The sequence below is a fragment of the Trichococcus sp. genome, assembly GCF_049589555.1.
Taxonomy (GTDB): domain Bacteria; phylum Bacillota; class Bacilli; order Lactobacillales; family Aerococcaceae; genus Trichococcus.
On record NZ_JBAWAZ010000188.1, the window covers coordinates 1 to 3,143 of the forward strand.

At 48.8% G+C, this 3,143-nt stretch carries 3 protein-coding genes; all 3 read left to right on the forward strand.

Annotated features, from left to right (window positions below):
- Positions 1-1,536, forward strand: a 1,536-nt coding sequence (locus tag WBV27_RS07270) for an ammonium transporter (RefSeq protein WP_424200737.1), incomplete at its 5' end; no start/stop codon positions are given.
- 263 nt (positions 1,537-1,799) lie between these two features.
- On the forward strand, positions 1,800-2,435 hold the full coding sequence (locus tag WBV27_RS07275) for a hypothetical protein (RefSeq protein WP_424200739.1): 636 nt from the start codon (positions 1,800-1,802) through the stop codon (positions 2,433-2,435).
- Between the two features lie 101 nt (positions 2,436-2,536).
- On the forward strand, positions 2,537-3,143 hold a 607-nt coding region (locus WBV27_RS07280; protein WP_424200741.1), incomplete at its 3' end, for an RtcB family protein.

The window sequence follows — 3,143 nt, forward strand, 5'->3', positions numbered from 1 at the left end:
TTTTCATTTGCTTTTCTTAAAAATGTTGGATTCGCCCCTGTAGATTATGCTCCGACAATCCCACATCAGTTATTCATGATGTTCCAATTGGCTTTTGCAATCATTACACCTGCAATCATTTCCGGAAGCGTTGCGGAAAGAATGAAATTCCCGGCGTACCTTGCATTCGTATTGCTCTGGTCAACTTTGGTCTATGACCCGATTGCGCATTGGGTATGGGGCAACGGCGGTTGGATCCGTGAAATGGGCGCTCTCGATTTCGCAGGCGGAACGGTCATTCACGTCAGCGCCGGCATTTCAGCGCTTGTGGCTGCAATATTTGTCGGTAAAAGAACCAACAAAGACTCTGTCCGACCGCATAACATTCCGATGACGATGATCGGCGCCGGCTTGTTGCTATTCGGCTGGTTTGGCTTCAATGCCGGCAGCGCGCTCAGCATCAACGGCATTGCAATGAATGCCTTCATTACAACGACTGTATCAGGAGCTGCGGCTGGATTCAGCTGGCTGATGTGCGAATGGGTCCTGCACAAAAGACCGACTGCTTTAGGTTTGGTCAGCGGAATCATCGCCGGACTTGGCTCGATTACGCAAAGTGCCGGTTACGTCAGCCCATTCTCAGCGCTGCTCATCGGTTTCGTCGGTGGGATCCTTTGTTTCTTCGCTGTCACTGAATTAAAAAAGAGAATCGGGTATGATGATGCACTTGATGCTTTCGGCTGTCATGGTGTCGGCGGAATTTGGGGCGGAATCTCAGCCGGGATTTTCGCAACATCCTCAATCAATCCGGATATTACAGGTGGATTGGTGGACGGAAATGCTGCCCTGCTGATCGCTGAAATCATCAGCATCCTTGCGGTCACTGCTTATTCAGCCATCGTTTCCTTTGTCATCCTGAAACTGATCAGCCTGGTTATGCCGGTAAGAGCCTCTGAGGAGGAAGAGGAAGACGGTTTGGACTATTCCTTGCATGGAGAAACGGCTTACGGTTCAGTCAGCGCTGCAGGCCTTGCTGTTGGTGCGCATGAACCTGTTGCCATTCCAGCCATCTCCCCGAAAAAGCAGTTTGATGCAGAAGTAGTCGCTATGGATGAAGCCGTTCTTGTGGAAAACCACACGACAGCGATGCCGAGCAACAAGGCACATAAGACGAAAAAAATGACCAAAGTTGAAATCTTGATCAATGAAAGCAAATTCGATCATCTGAAAAAAGCCTTGAACGGCATCGGCATCACCGGCATGACGGTTGTGAACGTGTTCGGCTACGGCGTGCAAAAAGGGCATACGACTTATTACCGGGGGGTAGAAACCGATGCGGATCTGTTGCCTAAAGTCCGGGTGGAAGTCGTGATCAGCAACGTGCCTCTCCAACAAGTGATCGAAACTGCCAGAAAAGCGTTATATACAGGTAATATCGGCGACGGAAAAATCTTTGTCTATGATGTTGAAAATGTCATCCGCGTAAGCACCGGCGAAGAAGGCGCGCAAGCATTGGCGTACAACGGCGATGCAGAGTTATTGCGTGCGACTTCCTGATTGAAATAACGTCATCAGGGCCGAGAAATCGGAAGTTTTGTCTCAGGTCCATCCAAATATAAATGAAGCACTTGTCAGAGTCGAATTCTGACAAGTGCTTCTTTTTTTATTTCGGTTAATAAGTTGGCCCATACTGGATAGCGAATGATACCGCTCGCTTGATCTTTGGGGGTATAATAAAGGTACATATTAAAGAAGAAATACCGACTTCTTGCCTAGGAAAAAGCTGCGGGGAAGAGGACAGAATACGGGAGGTGGATTTTATGGCAAAGAAGACAAGCAATGAGGCAAACGGAATGCTGTTATTGAAAAAATGGTGGTTTTGGTTGATTTTTATTGTTGCGGTCGGGACGATGGTTGCATTCGGTAGGGGAACGGATACGGCGGAAACAAACGCATCCGGTACAGCAGTGCAAACTGCAATAGATAACTTCGAAGAGATGGCGACTGCAGCAAGCATAGAACAAGCCGAGGCGGATAAACAGGCAGCGGCGGTCATCCAAGCGGCTGAAGAGAAAGCTAATGCTGAAGCTCAAGCCAAAGCTCAGGCTGAAGCAGAGGCAAAACTCAAGGATCCCGCAAATTACCGGACGGATATCACCTATGATCAATTAGCACAGGCACCCGATGCTTATAATTCTGAGATGATTGCGATGTCGGGTCGGGTCATTCAAATGATGCAGGGTGAGGGATCTTCACAAATGCTGGTTGCGGTTGATGATAAGGAGGGGGCCGTCATTTTTCTGGGATACGAATCGAATATCAATGAATCCGGGATTTCGGAAAATGACCTCATCAAATTTTATGGCACGGCGGCTGGAACGATCAGCTACGAGTCCAGCCTTGGAGAAACCATTACGGTTCCGGCTGCCTTCGTAAATATGATGGAGCTGCAATAATTTGCGACCGAAAAAATGATGATAACTAAGCTTTGGCAGAATCAGCCGATTCAGCGAGTACGCTACTGGTTATGCAAATTTCGACGCATGGGAGATGAAATATGTTCACGTTGTACGAACCATCTGAACAGAAAGTGCCGATCAAAATTTGGCTTGAGCATACAGGCCAACTGGATCGGATTTGTCTGGAACAAGCCAAAAACCTGGCTAATCTGCCATTTGCTTACCGACACATCGCGCTCATGCCGGATGCCCACGCCGGTTACGGCATGCCCATCGGAGGCATCTTGGCTGCTGAAGGGATGATTGTCCCGAATGCAGTCGGGGCCGATATCGGTTGTGGCATGGCTTTTGTGCAAACCAATATTCCCGCGGAAATCCTTATTACGCAAGAAACGCCAGATGGGAAATTAGCACAGACCATCGTCAACACTATTCTGCGGAGCATTCCGAACGGCTATGAGAAGCACAAACGCAAACAAGCAAGCGAAGCTGTCCGGCAGTTTTCCTGGTATCTGGAAGAACAGGAAAAGGTTGGGCCAAACAAGGAGCTTGCCTATGTATTGGATGAGGCCTATTTTCAAGCAGGGACGCTCGGCGGCGGGAATCACTTTATTGAACTGCAAACCGATGAAGAGGGCTTCTTGGGCGTGATGGTCCATACCGGTTCGCGGAATGTCGGGGATGCTGTCTGCCGTTATTTTGATG

Coding starts and splice junctions, on each gene's coding strand:
- WBV27_RS07275 (WP_424200739.1), top strand. CDS start 1,800: ATGGCAAAGAAGACAAGCAATGAGGCAAACGGAATGCTGTTATTGAAA.